13 protein-coding genes are annotated in these 14,685 nt (G+C 72.0%); 7 read left to right on the top strand and 6 right to left on the bottom strand.

What is annotated here, in order from left to right; genetic code table 11:
• The first annotated feature begins 123 nt into the window (after nucleotides 1-123).
• Nucleotides 124-915: an Fpg/Nei family DNA glycosylase gene (locus KUM49_RS45775; protein WP_217242914.1), complete on the top strand. Its 792-nt coding sequence runs from the start codon at nucleotides 124-126 to the stop codon at nucleotides 913-915.
• Between the two features lie 209 nt (nucleotides 916-1,124).
• Nucleotides 1,125-2,141 (top strand): hypothetical protein, encoded by a 1,017-nt coding sequence (locus KUM49_RS45770; RefSeq protein WP_217242913.1) that lies wholly within the window; start codon nucleotides 1,125-1,127, stop codon nucleotides 2,139-2,141.
• Nucleotides 2,142-2,176: 35 nt separating this feature from the next.
• Here the strand turns inward: KUM49_RS45770 and KUM49_RS45765 are convergent, their stop codons facing one another.
• Complete coding sequence (locus tag KUM49_RS45765; RefSeq protein WP_217242912.1) at nucleotides 2,177-2,779, bottom strand: CAP domain-containing protein; 603 nt, start codon at nucleotides 2,777-2,779, stop codon at nucleotides 2,177-2,179.
• 225 nt (nucleotides 2,780-3,004) lie between these two features.
• Here KUM49_RS45765 and KUM49_RS45760 point away from each other — a divergent pair, with 225 nt between their 5' ends.
• Nucleotides 3,005-3,232 carry a hypothetical protein gene (locus KUM49_RS45760; RefSeq protein WP_217242911.1) on the top strand — a complete coding sequence of 76 codons (228 nt, stop codon included), beginning with the start codon at nucleotides 3,005-3,007 and terminating at the stop codon, nucleotides 3,230-3,232.
• Between the two features lie 283 nt (nucleotides 3,233-3,515).
• On the opposite strand, the gene KUM49_RS45755 is transcribed toward KUM49_RS45760, so the two are convergent.
• From KUM49_RS45755 to KUM49_RS45740, 4 genes are all read right to left on the bottom strand, one after another.
• Nucleotides 3,516-4,277 carry an ABC transporter permease gene (locus tag KUM49_RS45755; RefSeq protein ID WP_217242910.1) on the bottom strand — a complete coding sequence of 254 codons (762 nt, stop codon included), beginning with the start codon at nucleotides 4,275-4,277 and terminating at the stop codon, nucleotides 3,516-3,518.
• Nucleotides 4,274-5,080 (bottom strand): ABC transporter ATP-binding protein, encoded by an 807-nt coding sequence (locus tag KUM49_RS45750; protein WP_217243040.1) that lies wholly within the window; start codon nucleotides 5,078-5,080, stop codon nucleotides 4,274-4,276. The genes KUM49_RS45755 and KUM49_RS45750 overlap by 4 nt, the downstream gene beginning before the upstream one ends.
• Nucleotides 5,081-5,307: 227 nt before the next feature.
• Nucleotides 5,308-6,354 (bottom strand): polyprenyl synthetase family protein, encoded by a 1,047-nt coding sequence (locus KUM49_RS45745; RefSeq protein WP_217242909.1) that lies wholly within the window; start codon nucleotides 6,352-6,354, stop codon nucleotides 5,308-5,310.
• A 167-nt stretch (nucleotides 6,355-6,521) separates the two neighbouring features.
• A complete protein-coding gene (locus tag KUM49_RS45740) occupies nucleotides 6,522-8,489 on the bottom strand; it encodes a glycoside hydrolase family 97 protein (protein WP_217242908.1) in 1,968 nt (655 codons plus the stop codon).
• Between the two features lie 227 nt (nucleotides 8,490-8,716).
• Here KUM49_RS45740 and KUM49_RS45735 point away from each other — a divergent pair, with 227 nt between their 5' ends.
• Nucleotides 8,717-11,185 (top strand): SpoIIE family protein phosphatase, encoded by a 2,469-nt coding sequence (locus KUM49_RS45735; protein WP_217242907.1) that lies wholly within the window; start codon nucleotides 8,717-8,719, stop codon nucleotides 11,183-11,185.
• 24 nt (nucleotides 11,186-11,209) lie between these two features.
• Here the strand turns inward: KUM49_RS45735 and KUM49_RS45730 are convergent, their stop codons facing one another.
• Complete coding sequence (locus tag KUM49_RS45730) at nucleotides 11,210-11,476, bottom strand: hypothetical protein (RefSeq protein ID WP_217242906.1); 267 nt, start codon at nucleotides 11,474-11,476, stop codon at nucleotides 11,210-11,212.
• Between the two features lie 282 nt (nucleotides 11,477-11,758).
• Here KUM49_RS45730 and KUM49_RS45725 point away from each other — a divergent pair, with 282 nt between their 5' ends.
• From KUM49_RS45725 to KUM49_RS45715, 3 genes are all read left to right on the top strand, one after another.
• Nucleotides 11,759-13,411, top strand: a complete 1,653-nt coding sequence (locus KUM49_RS45725) for a serine/threonine-protein kinase (RefSeq protein WP_217242905.1) — start codon at nucleotides 11,759-11,761, stop codon at nucleotides 13,409-13,411.
• Nucleotides 13,408-14,295 carry a hypothetical protein gene (locus KUM49_RS45720; protein WP_217242904.1) on the top strand — a complete coding sequence of 296 codons (888 nt, stop codon included), beginning with the start codon at nucleotides 13,408-13,410 and terminating at the stop codon, nucleotides 14,293-14,295. Before KUM49_RS45725 ends, KUM49_RS45720 begins: the two co-directional genes overlap by 4 nt.
• A 64-nt stretch (nucleotides 14,296-14,359) precedes the next feature.
• Nucleotides 14,360-14,647: a hypothetical protein gene (locus KUM49_RS45715; RefSeq protein WP_217243054.1), complete on the top strand. Its 288-nt coding sequence runs from the start codon at nucleotides 14,360-14,362 to the stop codon at nucleotides 14,645-14,647.
• Nucleotides 14,648-14,685 lie beyond the last annotated feature (38 nt).

The following is a 14,685-nucleotide window of genomic DNA, read 5'->3' as shown; positions in this document are numbered from 1 at the left end:
CACCGGTGAGTCGGCACCCTGCGACGCCGACGCAGGGTGCCGGTCTTCCCGCTCCCCGGCGACAGGCACCTCGGTCCGCCGCGAGCGACCATGGCTTGAGGGAGGGGAGAGAGGACCTGTCCCATGCCTGAGCTGCCCGACGTCGAGGAATTCCGCAAGGTGCTCGAGTCCTGCGCCAAGGGAAGGCTCATCCAGCGCGTCGACGTACGCGACGCGGGCGTCCTGCACGAGGTGAGCGTGCGACGGCTGCGCCACGCGCTGGAGGGCCGGCGGTTCGGCAGGCCGGAGCGGCACGGGAAGTGGCTGCTCGCCCACACCGACGACGGCCTCACCGTCATGCTGCACTTCGGCATGACCGGCCTGCTCGTCTGCGGCCGTCCGGGCGACGAGATCGAGGCCCACGACCGCGTCCTGTTCACCCTGGAGGGCGACCGCCAACTCCGTTACCGCGACCAGCGCAAGCTCCGGGGACTCTGGCTGGCCGACGACGACTCCGACGTCGTACGACTGCTGGACGGGCAGGGCCCCGACGCGATGGCGGTGGACCGCGAGGAGTTCGAGACCGCGCTCGCTTCCCACCGCGGCCGCGTCAAGACCGTCCTCACCGACCAGTCCGTCGTGGCCGGGCTCGGCAATCTGCTCGCCGACGAGATCCTGTGGCGCGCCGGGCTGAGTCCCACCGGGCGGGCGAACGCCCTCACCGAGCCCGAACGCCGCCGCCTCTACACCCACATGCGCCGCACGCTGCGCTCAGCGGTCACCGCGGGCCGCGTTCCGCCACGCGACTCCTGGCTCACCGGCCACCGCGACGACCCCGCCCCGGCCTGCCCCCGCTGCGGCACACCTCTCAACCGTTCCCGGCTGGCGAGCCGCACCACGGTGTGGTGCCCGCATTGCCAGCCGGACGGCTCCTGAGCCTTTTACCGACAAGGTCAACAACGGCAGGAATGCAACCCTTTCGATTGGCACCCGACAATCGTCTGGCATGGTCTGTCGCATTCGGATCGGCCCGTTTCGCATGATCGTGGCAGCCCCCGTCTCCTTTTCGGAAGGTGTGTTCTGCCGTGACGTCCCGCGTATCCGATCTGCAATTGCCGCCGATTTTCTGTCCGCTGGAATCCGCCGTGCATCCTCATGTACGGCGGATCGAGAAGCGGGCCGTCGAGTGGATCGGCGGCAGCGGCATGTGTGCCACCCCACGGGAGCAAGCGTGGGTGGTGGCCACGCACAGCGCCGACTTCTTCGCCCGGTTCGCCCCGGTCGCCGCCGACGACGACCGGCTGCTCGCGGCGGCCCTGTGGGTGTACTGGGGCTTCGCGTTCGACGACGCCCGCTGCGACAGCGGGCCGCTGAGCAGTCGCCCCGCGCAGTTCAACGCACTGGCCGGTCAGGTGCAGCGGGCCTGCGAGGCGCACTCGGCGCGGGGCGAGGACCGCTTCGTCGCCGCCCTGCAGGACATCGTGGGCCGCTTCCGCTCGTTCGCGCCGCCCACCCAGGTGAGCCGGTTCGTGCACGCGCACCGGGCGTGGCTTTCGGGGGTGGCCTGGCAGATCGGGAATCAGGCGGTCGGCCGTATGCCCGGCCTGGACGACTTCCTGGCGATGCGGCTGTTGTCATCGGGCGGCGAGCCGACCTTCGCGCTGCTGGAACTGGCGACGGGAGTGGAGGTCGCCGACCGGGAGCTGCACCGGCCGGCGGTGCGCGCGCTGACCGAGATGGCCATCTGCGTGGCCGCTCTGGACAACGACCGGCACTCCCTGCACAAGGAGCTGGCCGGCAAAGAGGCCGACCAGAACGTCTACACCGTGCTCATGCAGGAGCGGTCCCTCGGTCTCCACCAGGCCGTGGAGGCGGCGGCCGGTCTGCGTGACCGCGTCCTGCAGCGGTTCCTGCACCTGCACGACCGCGTCCGGCCGACGGCCGGCACCGGGCTCGCCACCTACCTGCAGGGCCTGAGGTACGGCATCCGCGGCAACAACGAGTGGGGGCTGCGGGTCCCGCGGTACCTGAGCCCGGGGCACTGGCCGGACGAGACGGAGGACGTGGCGCTGGTGTGGGCGGACAGGCCCTCCGACCCGCGGCCGGGTCCGGTGGAGGGCGCGCCGGGCATCGCCTGGTGGTGGGACACGGACCTCGCGTGACGGGCCCTGCCCACCCGGCCGCGGCTGTCACCGCGTCAGTGGCCTGAGGCCAGGTCCAAGGTCCACCAGGGCCCGCCGGAGCCCGCGGCCACGCCGACGCCCGCGTGGGTGTAACGGCAGGTGAGGAGGATCGCCCGGTGCGGAGGGCTGCCCATCCACGCGTCGACGGCGGCCTGCGTGTCGTCAGCACCGGCGGTGACGGTCTCGGCGGCGGAGTCGGCGTCGTACCCGGCCGCCCGCATCCGGTCGCGGGAGGAACTGCCGCCGGCGCCGACGTGGGTGAGCCGGTGCTGCCGGGCCATGTACAGGCTGTGGGCGCGCGCGGCCCGGTTGAGGGCGGAGTGCAGGCGTACCGTCGGGCAGCCGGCTTGCTCGCGGCGCTCGTTGACGGCGGTGACCAGCTGGTTCTCGGTGGCGGCGCCGGGGCGTGACGGCTCGGGCCGGGCCGCGGACGGGCGGTGGCCGGAGTGGGCGGAAGGGCCGCCGGCCGACGCAACCTGCCAGTGGCCGGGCGTCGGGGTCGGCCACAAGGGTGCCTGGTAGTGGGGCGGCGGTTCGGGCACGGGCGGGCCGGCCCAGGCCGGTGTCATGGTGGCGGCCACCAGCGCGAGAGCGGCGTACAGGGCGGCGCGTGTCATGTGCCGCATCCCGGTCATATTCTCTTCGCCTTCCTTCGTCATCGGATTTCCCCCGTTCGGCCGGGGGGCCGTGGATTCGTGTGGGGAGGTGTTTTTCGGTTCTTGCTTTTGCCTCTTCGTTCGGGGGAATGCCGCCTTTCTCGGTGTTCTGCGGAGGGCCGTGTTGGCTAGGGTTGTCTTCGCCCCCTTCTCCCTTTCTTCGGTCATTCCGTGTGGAGGTTTGTCATGTCGTTGCTGCTTCGCCGTGTCGCTGTGGTGTCGCTGGCCGCGTTGGCGCTGACGGCGGGCGGGACCGCGGCCGCGAGTGCCACGGCAGTCCCGGCCCCGGCTTTCGGCTCGCCCGGCCCGGACGGGTTCGGTGGCCGCCACCAGCAGCCGCTGCACTTCGGCCCCTTCGAGATCCCGAGGTCCGGCAGCATCTCCGGCGGTTTCTCCTGGGGCATGGGCCACTAGGGCCTGTCCGGCGGATCATGCCGCAGACGCGGGGCCTGGCACGCCGATCTGCGGCGTTGTCGTCGGTTGCCGACTCCCCCACTCTCGACCTCGCTCGAGCGGGGGGACCCCCATCGCGTCGACGCCCTCCTCCGCCTCGCAGCTCGACGCACCAGGCCCCGCTCACCTGCGTCGACGAGGCGCCGCGGATGTCCTGCGACTTGATCCGCCGGACAGGCCCTAGGGGTCCGGCAGGCGGGACGCGGATGATGAGGGCCGTCGTCGGACGGCCCTCATCGTCGTGTCAGCGCTTGAGCGTGGCGGCGCTGGCGACGAGGACCAGGACCACGCACCCCAGGATCAACAGCGCGTCCCGCACGAACACCCCGGTGACGGCGGTGTGGGTGGCGGCCTCGCCCGCGGCCTGGACGGCGTAGGTCATCGGCATCACCTTGGCCACGGCGGACAGGGCGCCGTGCATGTCGTCGCGGGGCACGAACAGGCCGCAGACCAGGAACTGCGGCAGCACACCGGCGGGCAGGAACTGCACGGCCTGGAACTCGTTACGGGCGAAGGCGCTGACCAGCAGGCCCAGCGCCAGGCCGAGCAGGGCGCCGAGCATGGCGATGACCATCAGCAGGTAGGCGGGCCCCTTGATGTCCAGACCGAGCGGGCCGACGGACAGCAAAGTGGACAACACCGCCTGGACGAGCGCCAGGAACGCGAAGGCGAGGCTGTAGCCGAGCACGATGTCGAGGCGCCGTACCGGCATGGTCAGCAGCCGTTCGGCGGTGCCGGAGGTGCGTTCCCGCAGGGTGGACACGGACGCCACCAGGTACATCACGATGACCGGGAAAATGCCGAAGACCTGCGGACCGACCCGCTCGAAGGTGGGTTCCGCCCCGTGGAACATCAGCTTCAGCAGCACCATGAGCATGCACGGAATGCCCAGCAGCAGGGCGGTGCTGCCGCGGTCGCGGGAGGTCTGCTGCAGCACGCGTACCGCGGTGGCACCGGTGATGGTGGGCGAGAAGGGCAGCCGGTCGGCGAGGGGTGTGAGGCTCACGTGAGGGTGTCCGTGGCGAAGAAGGCCCGTTCGGTGTCGGGCGGGCCGGCCTGGTCGAGCAGGTGCGGCACCGGGCTGCCGCTGACGACCGCACGCTCCCGGGCGCGCGCCTCCGCCGCGCCGGCCGCTCGGACGAGATGCATGAAGGCCTCCTCCACATCGGCGCACCCGGTGTGCTTGAGTACGGTGTCCCGGTCGGCACTGGCCAGGAGCCGCCCGGCGCGCATCAGCAGCAGCCGGTCGCAGCGGTCGGCCTCGTCCATGACATGGCTGGAGATCAGCAGCGTGGTGCCTTCCTCGGCCAGCCGCTGGAAGACGAGCCACAGCTCGCGGCGCACCATCGGGTCGAGTCCGACCGTGGGTTCGTCCATCACCAGCAGGTCGGGTCTGTTCAGCAGCGCCACCGCGAGCGACACCCGCGAGTACTGTCCCCCCGACAGCCGGGCGACCGGCTTGTCGGCGTAGGAGGCGAGGTCCACCTCCTTCACCACGCGGACCACGGCGTCCTCTCGCTGCCAGCCCCGCAGGTTGAGGGCGGCCGCGAAGTACCGCAGGTTCTCCAGCACGGTCAGGTCCGCGTACACCGACGGGGCCTGGGTGACGTAGCCGACGCGGGTACGCAACGGCCAGGCGCCCGCGGAGTGGCCGAGGACCTGGACGTGGCCGGCGGCGGCCCGTTGGACGCCGACCACACAGCGCAGCAGCGTGGTCTTGCCGCAGCCGCTCGGGCCGAGCAGGCCGACGATGCAGCCCCTGGGGATGGTGAACGTGAGGTTCCGCAGCACCGGGTGGGCGCCGCGCATCACCTGCAGTCCGTAGGCGGCGACGGCCGGGAGGTCACTCGGAAGGGCTGCGCTGTGCTCGGTGTCCTGCACGGCTCCACTGTGTTTCGTCAGGAGAGGGACTGCTGAGGCCACGGGCTGCCGGGAGGGTCAGGCGGTGCCGCCGACAGGACAACGGCACGGCCCGGCGCGAAATCACGGGGCCTGCCCGGGTCCCCGGACGGCGATCCGGCCCGGCGGCGGGGGCGTCAGATTTCGCGCCGGGTCATGGCCTGGGCGATGTCGTGGAGTTGCCGGTAGGCGTCCGCCGTCGGCTGCGCGAACGACAGCGAGCGCAGGGCGGCCGTCATCTGGCGCCGTGCTTCCTGCTCGGCGGTGTCCCTGCCGCCCGCCTCCTCCACCAGGCGGCGTGCCACCTCGACGTCCTGCTCGTCCAGGGGGCTGGTCGAGCGGTACAGGTCCCGCAGACGCTCCGAGGCCGCTCCGGTGCCGGCCAGGGCCGCCACGACGGGCAGCGACTTCTTCCGCGCGGCCAGGTCCGCGCCCACCGGCTTGCCGCTCCGGGACGTCCGGCCCCAGATGCCCAGGACGTCGTCCGCGCACTGGAAGGCGACGCCCAGCCGCCGCCCGAACTCCCGCAGCCCGCGCACCCGGGCGGAGTCCGCCCCGGCCAGCACTCCGCCCAGCGCGCAGGCGCAGCCCATCAGGGCGCCCGTCTTTCCCTCCGCCATGGCCAGGTACTGCGCGACCGACACCTCGTGTCTCTTCTCGAACGCCACATCGAGGCTCTGGCCCTCCATCAACTCATGGAGTGCTGCGACGAGTTCCTGTACCGCCGCGCCGGCCCGCCGGGGCGGCGCGGCGGCCAGTGCGCGCATCGCCATCACCAGCAGTGCGTCACCGGTGAGCACCGCGGCCGGCGTGCCGAACAGGGACCAGACGGCCGGCCGGTGCCGGCGCAGTGCGTCACCGTCGATGACGTCGTCGTGGATCAGCGTGAAGTCGTGCACCAACTCCACTGCCACCGCGCCCGGCACGGCGATCGACGGGGGTCCGCCCACCGCGACCGCCGACAGCAGCGTCAGTGCGGGACGCACCGACTTGCCCCGCCCGGCGGACGAGGCCGGCGTTTCCGTGCCGTCCGCCTCGCACCAGCCCCGGTGGTAGCTCGCGACTCGGCTCTCCGCCGCGGGCAGCGCCTCGACTGCCGTCCGCAGGGCCGGGAACAGCAGATCGTCGACCCAGCCGAGTCGCGGAAACGTGTGCACCGGGGCCGGGTCGGTGATCTGCGACATGCACTGCTCCTCACAACGGCAAGGACATGGGGGACGGCGCACAGGAATGCGCCGGATGTCCCGCCAGTCAATCGGTTGCCGCACAGCGCCGGAAACCTCGGCGCACCCACCGGCGTAAGGAGATCACTGAAGCAGCCCAGCCCTACGACGATGCACCCAGCCGACAATCAGGCCGCCTCCGTCGGGGTCAACGGCCGCAGGAGGACGGCCTGGCCGCCCGCGGCGGCCATGACCACGTCCAGCGTGGTCGCCGAGGTGACGGTCTCGGTACGGACCACGACCGGCGTCCGGTACGGGGCGGTGCCCGGCGTGCCGTCGGCGTACACGGTCGCCGTGTAGGTGCCCTCGTCCAGGAACGACAGCGGGAGCGACAGCGTCCGGGCCGTTTCGTCGGTCATCGCCCCGAGGTACCAGGTGGAGCCGTTGCGGCGGGCGACGGCCACGTACTCGCCGATCGACCCGGCCAGGGTCCTGCTCTCGTCCCAGGTGGTGGGGACGGAGTTGAACCAGGGCAGTCCGGGCCAGCCCGCCGGGTTGGCGTACTTGGACGGCTTGTCGTACCAGAAGAGGAAGTTGAGCGGCTGGTAGTAGACGGCGGCCATCGCCATCTGGTGGGCGTTGGTCGTCTTGTTGCGCGACTGGCCGTAGCAGATCGTGTAGTCGATCGGGCCGCCGACGTTGCGGGCGAAGGGCAGGGTCACGTTGTGGGTGGCGGTCGGGAACTGCTCGTTGCCCCGGACGCCTTCCAGGCTGATGTGGTTCGGGTACGTGCGCTCGTAGCCGAACGGCCGGACGTCGTCGTGCATGTCGATCAGCAGCCGGTACTTCGCGGCTGTCTCGGCCCAGCCGGTGATCTGGTTGGTCATCGCCTGGGTGCCCTCGTTGATGAAGCCGAGCTTGATACCGGCGACGCCCCAGCTCTTGTAGAGGCCGAACAGCGCGTCCGCGTCGGACAGCGCGATCCGGTTGACGTAGAGGAAGACGCCGATGCCCTTGCCGGTGGCGTACGAGATGACCGAGGGCAGGTCGATGGCGGCGATCGGGGCCGTCGCGTCGGTGGTGGTGAACTCGGGCCCGTACCAGCCGGCGTCGTACTCGATGTAGTCGATGCCGCGGGCCACGGCGAAGTCGACGCCCGCGAGGCCGGCGGCGGTGGACAGTTCGCAGCGGAAGACCTTGCCCGGCTTGATCCACGAGGTGTCGGTCAGGGCGGTGGGCGGGGCGAGATTGAGCACCAGCTCGGCGTTGTCGACCAGTTCGGCGTGCGTGGCTCCGATCACCACCGCGCGCCACGGCGTCGCGAAGGGGGTGCCGACCGTGGACGTCGTCTCCACCGGTCCGGTGCCGCGGGCGGTGTGCTCCATCAGGAAGGCCGACAGGGTGTCCGGCTGCCCGTCCACCGAACTGAGCATCAGGCGGGGGAAGTCCACCCGGGACGACTCACAGACGCAGGCGAGGAACCCGTTGGCGAGGGAGGCGGTCAACGGCAGGTCGGTCAACGGGCCCTGGTCCGTGCTCGGTGTTCCGGTGACCGGGATCGAGCCGGGAGCGACGGGGAGGTAGGCGTCCTCGTCACGGGCGCTGTAGACGGTGGTGCCGGCCGGGAAGGCGAATGTCGTCAGCTCGTCGGCGATGGTGGCGGTGCCCTCGTCGAGCAGGAGGTAGCGCAGGGCGACGCCGGTCCTGTAGGCGCGGATCTGGACACCGAAACGGATGCCCGAGGCGGTGTCCCGGAGGTGCCAGCGCTGTTCCTGGTAGAGGTCGGTGACGGTCGCGTTGCGCCCGTACACCGGGGACCAGGTGTCGTGGACGGTCCGGTACCGGTTCCCGGTCACCGTCACGTCGCTGCCGAGGACGGTTCCGTCGCTCAGCCTGAGCCCGAGGGCCGAGGTGTCGATGACGGTCCTGCCGTTGCGTTTGGCGGACCACCGCAGTGCCCCGTCCACCAGCGACAGGGTGATGGACGTGCCGCCCATGCGCGCGGTCGCACCGACCGGGCCGGCCAGGGCGTCCGCCGCGTGGGCCGGCTGCGTGGTGCCGAGCCCCACCGCCGCCGTCCCGACGGTGACGACCGCGCCCTTGAGCACGCCCCGGCGTGACAGCGCGGGCTCTCCCGGGTCTCCTGCAGTTCTCATCGTGAAGGGACCTCTCCTTCGAGGATCGCGTCGATACGCGCTCGCAGGCGGACGGAATTTAGGTAGTAACCGGTTACTGCCGTGGGGAACGTACGCGCCGGGATATCTCGGGTCAAGGGTTTGAACCAACCGCGGCTCGTCGGAATAAACACATGGAATACAGTGAAAAAGGGTGATCTGTTCACAAACAGGGCAGGTGGAGCTCAACGAGAGCGAGATGAGCGGCCATGGAGCGGCGTATCGTCGACGACCGGAAAGCGAGTCCCGCCCCGGACGACCTCCGGGGCGTGCTCACCGCGCGCGCCACCGTCGACGAACACGGCACCGTGACCGGCTGGAGCGAGGGCGCCGAGCAGCTGCTCGGGTACTCGTCGGCGCAGATCCTGGGCCGGCCGGCCGCCTCACTGCTCACCGAGGAGCCCACGGCGAGCGACCTCCCGCCCCTCTCCGAACTGCCGAGGTGGCACGGCACGCTCGCGCTCCGGCGCCGGGACGGCCACCGCGTCGAGGCCAGGGTCCTGGCACATCACAGGGCGCCGGACGACGGGATACACGACTGGCTCCTGGTCTCCGCCGTGCACGGGTCGCAGCCCCACCCCGACGACGACGCACTCATGAGGCAGGGGCTCCTCCTGTCCCCGTTCTGCGCGACGTCGGTGCACGACACGGACCTGCGCATCCGCCGGTCGAACCGGGCATCGAGCGGCGCACTGGGCCTGAGCGACGACGACCTGCGCGGACTGCGGCTCTCGGACGTGCTTGACGACCCCGCGATTCCGGAGGTCGAGCGGCTGATGCGGCGAGCCCTGGAGACCGGCGAGCCGCAGTACATGGAAAACCACGCGCGTGCCCCCGGCGAGACCCGTGAGCACGCCTGGTCGGTCCACCTCTACCGCCTGGAGGGCCCGGACGGCCGCGTCCTGGGCGTGGCCTCCACCGGGCACGACATGACGGAGCAGTACTGGGCCCGCACCCGTCTCCAGCTGATCGCGGAGGCCGGCCGGCGCATCGGCAGCACCCTCGACGTGACGCGGACGGCACAGGAACTGGCGGACGTGGCGGTCCCCGACCTCGCGGACTTCATCAGCGTCGACCTGTTGGCGTCCCTCGCCGACCTGCACGAGGAGGGCCCGGTGATACCGGCGGCGGCCGGTTCCCTCGCGCTGCGGCGCATCGCCCACCAGTCCGTGTTTCCGGGGAGCCCCGAGGCGGTCGTGGCGCCGGGCGAGGTGGACGAGTACCCGGACGGCTCCCCGCCGGTGGAGAGTCTGCGGTCGGGGCGCGCCGTGATGCGCCGGGTGACCGAGCCCGCGATCGCCGACTGGGTGGCCCAGGACCCGCTCAGGACCTCCCGGATCCGCGAGTTCGGCTTCCACTCGGTGATGGCCGTGCCCCTCTCGGCGCGCGGAACCACCCTGGGCGTCGCCGTCTTCGCCCGGCACCGGCACCCCGACCCGTTCCAGCAGGACGACCTGGTGCTGGCCGAGGAACTGGCGGCCCGGGCGGCCGTCTGCATCGACAACTCCCTGCGCTACACCCGCGAACGCGGCACGGCCGTCACCCTGCAGCGCAGCCTGCTCCCGCAGAGCCTGCCCGAGCAGGCCGCCGTCGAGGTCGCCTCCCGCTACCTGCCGGCCGGCGCCCGGGCCGGAGTGGGCGGGGACTGGTTCGACGTCATCCCGCTGTCCGGATCCAGAGTGGCGCTGGTCGTGGGCGACGTGGTGGGCCACGGCATCCACGCCTCCGCCACCATGGGCCGGCTGCGTACCGCCGTACGCACCCTGGCCGACATCGATCTGCCCCCCGACGAACTGCTCACCCACCTCGACGACCTGGTGGGCCGCCTGGCCACCGAGGCGGAAGGCACGGAGCGGCGGACCGCCGGGGACGCGGAAACCGCGGGAGACGTCGGAGCGACCTGCCTGTACGCCGTCTACGACCCCGTCTCCCGGCACTGCACGCTCGCCCGGGCCGGGCATCCGCCGCCGGCCGTGGTGAGCCCCGACGGGACCGTGGAACTGCTCGACCTTCCGGCGGGACCGCCCCTGGGCCTGGGCGGACTTCCCTTCGAGTCGGTCGAGATCGAACTGCAGGAAGGCAGCCTGCTCGCCCTCTACACCGACGGCCTGGTCGCCTCCCGCGACCACGACATCGACGTCGGCATCTCCCGGTTGTGCCTGACCCTCGCCGGTCCCGCCGCATCCCTGGACGTCCTGTGCGACACGGTACTGGGAGCGGTACTCCCCGGGCGCCCCACCGACGACGTCGCCCTCCTCGTCGCCCGCACCCGCGCACTGGACGCCGGCCGGGTCGCCGCCTGGGAGGTCGCCCCCGACCCCTCCGCCGTCGCCGAGGCCCGCAAGAACGCCGTGGCCCGGCTGGAGGGCTGGGGACTGAACGATGCGGCCTTCATCACGGAACTGGTCGTCAGCGAACTGGTCACCAACGCCATCCGGCACGCCCAGCCGCCCATCCAACTGCGCCTCATCCACGACACGAGCCTCATCTGCGAGGTCTCGGACGCCAGCAACACGGCACCCCACATGCGCCGTGCCCGCACCTACGACGAAGGCGGCCGTGGCCTCCTCCTGGTCGCGCAGCTGACCCAGCGCTGGGGCACCCGCCCCACCTCCAGTGGCAAGACGATCTGGGCGGAACAGAGCATCGATCCTGTGCAGCGGCCCTTCGCCGACTGAACCCGGTGCCGACGTCCCGGGAACTCACTCCGGCCGTCGGGTGTGCCGGTGCGGGCGCCGGCGCAGCGTGAGGGCGCAGGCGAGCATGCCGAGGCCCCAGGCGATCAGCAGGGCGCCCCACAGCGGCATGGTCACCTCGGGGATGAGAAGGCGGATCTTCACACTCGTGCGGTTCTCGAAGATGAAGATCAGAGCGATCGCGGTGATCAGAACGAACGGTGCGAGGCGGCGGACGCCGGGGCGGGACAGAAACGGCGTGTGCGCCTTGTGGTCCGGGCCGGTCTGAGCCATGGGGTGCCTCTCCCTCGGGTCCCTCGGGTTGCCCCCGCATCCAGCGTCCTCTGCCAGCACGTGGCCCGCCACCGAAGGGGCCTTCTGATCCGTGCGAACCCTTCAGTGCCCCCTTTCAGTGATCCTTTTCAGCCACCTGTCACCACTCATCCGGGCCGGGCCACGCAAGGAGCCTGGAAGCCGCACCGCAACCACAGTGGCTGAAAGTGTGTCTTTGGGTGCATGCTCCGTGCTCCGGGGCGGGTGAGTTTCCGGCAGCGCGGGCGGCCTTGGGGGGCTGGTATGAACACATGGGCAGTGCCCGGATACACCGAGTCACTGGAGCTCGGGTCGGGGGCGAGCGGGCGGGTCATCCTCGCCGTGCACGAGGAGACCGGCGTCGAGGTCGCGGTGAAGTACCTCAGCGAGTCACTGCGCACCCGGCCGGGCTTCGTACGCGACTTCAGGGCGGAGGCGCGGCTGCTCGGCGGCCTGGAGAGCCCGTACGTCACCGGGTTGTACGAGTACGTCGAGAGCCCGGACGGCGCGGCCATCGTGATGGAGCTGGTGGACGGTGTCTCGTTGCGGACCCTGCTGACCAGGCAGGGCCCGCTCGACCCCGAGGCCGCGCTCGTGGTCCTCAAGGGGTCGCTGCTCGGCCTGGCCGACGCGCACCGCGTCGGCGTGGTCCACCGCGACTACAAGCCGGCGAACGTCCTGGTCGTGCCGGACGGGTCGTCCAAGCTGGTCGACTTCGGGATCGCGGTGGACGCCGGCACCAGCGTCGGCGTGGCGGGCACCCCCCACTACATGGCCCCGGAGCAGTGGACCGGCGCGCCCGCCTCTCCCGCCGCCGACGTGTACGCGGCCACGGCCACGTTCTTCGAGTGCCTGACGGGCCACAAGCCCTACGGGGGCGACAATCTCGCCGAACTCGCGCTGCAGCACGTCGACGCGCCCGTCCCCGCCGAGGAGGCGCCCGAGGCGGTGCGGGAGCTGGTGCGGCGCGGTCTGGCCAAGGACCCGCGGGAACGGCCCGGACACGCCGAGGCGTTCGTCACGGAACTGGAGACGGCCGCCCGCACCGCCTACGGGCCCGACTGGGAGGAACGCGGCCGCGGCCGGCTCGCCGCGCTGGTGGCCCTGCTGCCGCTGCTGCTGCCCTCGGCCCGCAGCGCCCCGCGGACCACGACGGACACCGCGCGCACGGTCCTGAGCGGCGGACCGAACCCCGGCTGGGCGCGGTCGTGGCGTCCCGGCCGGCCGGGGATGCTCGTGGCCGGTGCGGCCCTGGTCGTGGCCGTCCTCCTCTCCTACGGCGTCCAGGACACCCCGGGAGCGGATCCGCAGCAGGCGGGGCAGGCCCTGGCGACCACCAGTGCCCAGCCGGGTGTGGAGTCGGGGGAACTCGTCTCTCCGGCCGCGTCGGCGAACTCCTCCTCCCTGCCCCCGACGTCCTCCACCGAGTCCTCCAGCCCGTCGCCCTCCGACCTCGCGACGGTCGGCACGGGTGAGCCCTCGGCGTCCGACGCCGCCACCACCGCTCCGGCCCCCGGAGCGACGACACCCGGCGCGACGGCCACCGAGGCGACGCCGACGACCGCTTCCCCCACCCCTCCGGCCGCTCCCGCCGTCAAGGACGTCGCGGTAGCGGGTTTCCAGCAGACGGGCACGACGACCGGCACGGCAACGATCGACATCACCACGGACGGCACCGGGCCGATCTCCCTCACCGTCGCGTGGTTCACGGGCGACACCGGGCTCCAGCTCGGCACCACCCCGGACGGTGCGTCCCAGACGTTCGAGCGCAGCGGCGCCACCCACTACACGCTCACCGTCGACCACACCTTCCAGGGCAGAGGCTGCTACTGGTCGGTGCAGGCCACGACCACCCCGGCCTCCGCCGACGGCGGCGCCACACAGCAGCTTCTGACCAGGCGGTGTGACATCCGATGACCGCTCACCACGACCGCGCCCCCGCGCCTGCCGACGACGGGGAGCCCACCCGGGTGCTCGGCCCCGCCGACGAGCACACCTCCACCGTTCGCTTCGGCCCCGCCGACGAACGCACATCCACTCTCCACCTCGGCCCCGCCGACGAGCACACCTCCACTCTCCACCTCGGCCCCGCCGACGAACGCACCCCGGACCACGAACCCGCCCCGAGCGACGAGCCCGGCGCCGTCGGCCCCGTCGGCGCCGAGTACAGCGCCACCGTGCTGGGCAGTCACTGGATCCAGCGGCCCGAGCCGGACGCCACCCTCCTCGCGCCGCCCACCACGCGAATCCTGACGACGCCGACGCCGACGCCGACGCCGACGCCGCCGACCCGGCCGGATCGCGTGGAAGGCACCGTGCTGCGTTTCGGTCCGGGGGTGACAGCGGCCGTCGCGCACCGCACCCACATGACGCTGCCCGCGGTGCCGCCGCCCGTCGTTCCGCCTCCGCGCCACCGTCTGCGCAGACACGCACTGCCCGCGCTGGTGCTGGTCTCGGTCATCGCCTTCCTCGCCTGGCAGCGCCACGGGCCCTCCGTCGCGGTGCGCTCGGTGGCGGCCACAGCCCGGCCGGCGGTTCTGGGATGCGACGCGACCGCGGACATCGTCGCCCTCGTCGCCACGAACGGCCGGCCGGGCACGCTCTCCTACCGCTGGACCCGAAGCGACGGCACCGCCTCGGGCGTCCTGCGGGAGGTGGTGGTCCGGGACCAGAGTCAGGCCCGTCTGCACCTGCTGTGGACCTTCCAGGGCAAGGGCCACTACACGGCACGGGCCGAACTGCGCATCCTCACGCCCACCCCCCACACGGTCACGACCAACCTCACGTACGACTGCCGCTGACCCCGGCGGCCGGCCGGCGGGAGCCGACGACCGCGCCGGACGACGGCACCCGCCAGGTCACCCGGTGGCACCGCGGTCCTCCGCGATGTTCCGGTCCCAGTACTTCGCCCTGGCCGCCAACGGCAAGTCGGCCGTGAACCTGGAAGCGCCGGGCGAGTCCGGCATCCGGGCCCGGATGCGCTCGTCGTACATCAACGGCTCCTCCGGCGACTCCGTCAACTCCACGACCCAGGCGCCTGGAAGTACTTCACCGACTGATCCCGGCCCCGACCGCCGCACCGGCACCGCCGCCCCGGTACGGCCCCGAGCTCACGGGGCCGTACCGGTGGCGTCCTCCTGCGGAGGTACGTGATTCAGGGCGTTATGCGGGTCTGCATCCCTCCGTGCGCG

This window comes from Streptomyces sp. AC555_RSS877, from assembly GCF_019049245.1.
In the GTDB taxonomy this organism is placed as follows: domain Bacteria; phylum Actinomycetota; class Actinomycetes; order Streptomycetales; family Streptomycetaceae; genus Streptomyces.
The sequence above is the reverse complement of the archived record's forward strand: the minus strand, read 5'-3'. Positions and strand labels throughout refer to the sequence as shown.

Coding starts and splice junctions, on each gene's coding strand:
- KUM49_RS45750 (WP_217243040.1), bottom strand. CDS start 5,080: ATGCGCGGCGCCCACCCGGTGCTGCGGAACCTCACGTTCACCATCCCC.
- KUM49_RS45720 (WP_217242904.1), top strand. CDS start 13,408: ATGACCGCTCACCACGACCGCGCCCCCGCGCCTGCCGACGACGGGGAG.
- KUM49_RS45765 (WP_217242912.1), bottom strand. CDS start 2,779: ATGACACGCGCCGCCCTGTACGCCGCTCTCGCGCTGGTGGCCGCCACC.
- KUM49_RS45725 (WP_217242905.1), top strand. CDS start 11,759: ATGAACACATGGGCAGTGCCCGGATACACCGAGTCACTGGAGCTCGGG.
- KUM49_RS45740 (WP_217242908.1), bottom strand. CDS start 8,489: ATGAGAACTGCAGGAGACCCGGGAGAGCCCGCGCTGTCACGCCGGGGC.
- KUM49_RS45745 (WP_217242909.1), bottom strand. CDS start 6,354: ATGTCGCAGATCACCGACCCGGCCCCGGTGCACACGTTTCCGCGACTC.
- KUM49_RS45775 (WP_217242914.1), top strand. CDS start 124: ATGCCTGAGCTGCCCGACGTCGAGGAATTCCGCAAGGTGCTCGAGTCC.
- KUM49_RS45760 (WP_217242911.1), top strand. CDS start 3,005: ATGTCGTTGCTGCTTCGCCGTGTCGCTGTGGTGTCGCTGGCCGCGTTG.
- KUM49_RS45730 (WP_217242906.1), bottom strand. CDS start 11,476: ATGGCTCAGACCGGCCCGGACCACAAGGCGCACACGCCGTTTCTGTCC.
- KUM49_RS45735 (WP_217242907.1), top strand. CDS start 8,717: ATGGAGCGGCGTATCGTCGACGACCGGAAAGCGAGTCCCGCCCCGGAC.